Origin of the sequence: Falsiroseomonas oryzae, from assembly GCF_027856955.1 — a bacterium.
Lineage (GTDB): Bacteria > Pseudomonadota > Alphaproteobacteria > Acetobacterales > Acetobacteraceae > Falsiroseomonas > Falsiroseomonas oryzae.
In genome coordinates this window covers 1-1393 of sequence record NZ_JAPSMD010000777.1, presented here as the reverse complement: position 1 = coordinate 1393, position 1393 = coordinate 1, and the positions used below count along the sequence as shown (strand labels likewise).

1 protein-coding gene and 1 pseudogene are annotated in these 1393 nt (G+C 75.4%); both read left to right on the top strand.

What is annotated here, in order from left to right; genetic code table 11:
* On the top strand, positions 1-1144 hold a 1144-nt coding region (locus tag OZN99_RS31590), incomplete at its 5' end, for an FHIPEP family type III secretion protein (RefSeq protein ID WP_270939149.1).
* Positions 1141-1393 (top strand): annotated as a pseudogene (locus OZN99_RS31585) (hypothetical protein); the annotation flags it as partial. The gene OZN99_RS31590 and the pseudogene OZN99_RS31585, both read left to right, overlap by 4 nt.

The following is a 1393-nucleotide window of genomic DNA, read 5'->3' as shown; positions in this document are numbered from 1 at the left end:
CTTCCTGGTGCTGGCCGGTGGCGCCGCCTGGCTGGCGCGCGAGCAGTGGCGCGCCGAGAAACGCCGCGAGGCGGAGGCCGCCGCGCCGCCGCCCGCCCCCTCGGAGCCGCCGCCGGCCGAGGCGCTGAAGATGGACCTGCTGCGGCTCGAGCTCGGCTACGGGCTGCTGAGCCTGGCGGCCGGCGATGCGCCGCGCCTGACGGAGCAGATCCGCGCGCTGCGCCGCACCACCGCGCAGGAGATGGGCTTCGTCCTGCCCAGCGTGCGCATCCAGGACAACCTGCAGCTGCCGCCCGACACCTACGTGGTCCGCGTGAAGGAGATCGAGGCCGGGCGCGGCGTGCTGAAGCCGCCGCTGCACCTGGCGATCGACCCCTCCGGCAATCCGCCCGCCATTCCCGGCGAGCGCGTGACCGAACCCAGCTTCGGCCTGCCCGCCGCCTGGATCGAGGAATCCCGGCGAGAGGAAGCGCTGGCGCTGGGCTGCACCGTGGTGGATTCCGCCGGCGTGCTGGCGACGCACCTGACCGAGATCGTGCGCGACACCATGCCGGAGCTGCTCTCCTTCGCGGAGACGCAGAAGCTGCTGGACGAACTGCCGCCCGAGCATCGCCGCCTGGTCGGCGACCTCATCCCATCGCAGGCCGGCCTCGGCACCGTGCAGCGCGTGCTGCAGGCGCTGCTGGCGGAGCGCGTCTCCATCCGGGACCTGCCGACCATCCTGGAAGGCATCCAGGAAGCCGCGGCCGCCGGCACGCGCAGCCTGCCCGGCATCGTCGCGACCGTGCGCGTGCGCCTGGCGCGGCAGCTCAGCGAGGCGGCGCGCGCGCCGCACGGCGCCATCGCGATCGTCGCGCTCTCCCCGGAATGGGAGCGCGACTTCGCCGAGGCGCTGGTCGGACCGGGCGAGGAGAAGCAGCTGGCGATGGCACCCTCCCGCCTCTCAGCCTTCATGGCAGCGGTGCGGGAGGCCTTCGATGCGGCCAGCGCCGCCGGCGAGCCCGCGGTGCTGGTGTGCTCCGGCGGCATCCGCGCGCATGTCCGCGCGGTGGTGGAGCGCTTCCGCCCGCAGACCACCGTGCTGGCGCATGCCGAGATCCACCCGCGCGCCCGGCTGCGGACGGTGGGCAACGTCGCCGCATGAGGCTGCGCACCATCCGCGCCGCGCGCATGGCGGACGCCATGGCGACGCTGCGCAGCGAGCTGGGCGAGGATGCGGTGATCCTTGCGACGCGCCGCATCGCCGGCGGCGTGGAGGTGACCGCCGCGCAGGAAGCCGGCGACGAGCCGCTGGTGATCGCGCCGGACGCGACGCAGGCGCTGGCGATCCCCGCCGCGCTGCGCCGGCACAACCTGCCCGCCGCGCTGGCGCAGCGCCTGGCCGGCAGCCCGC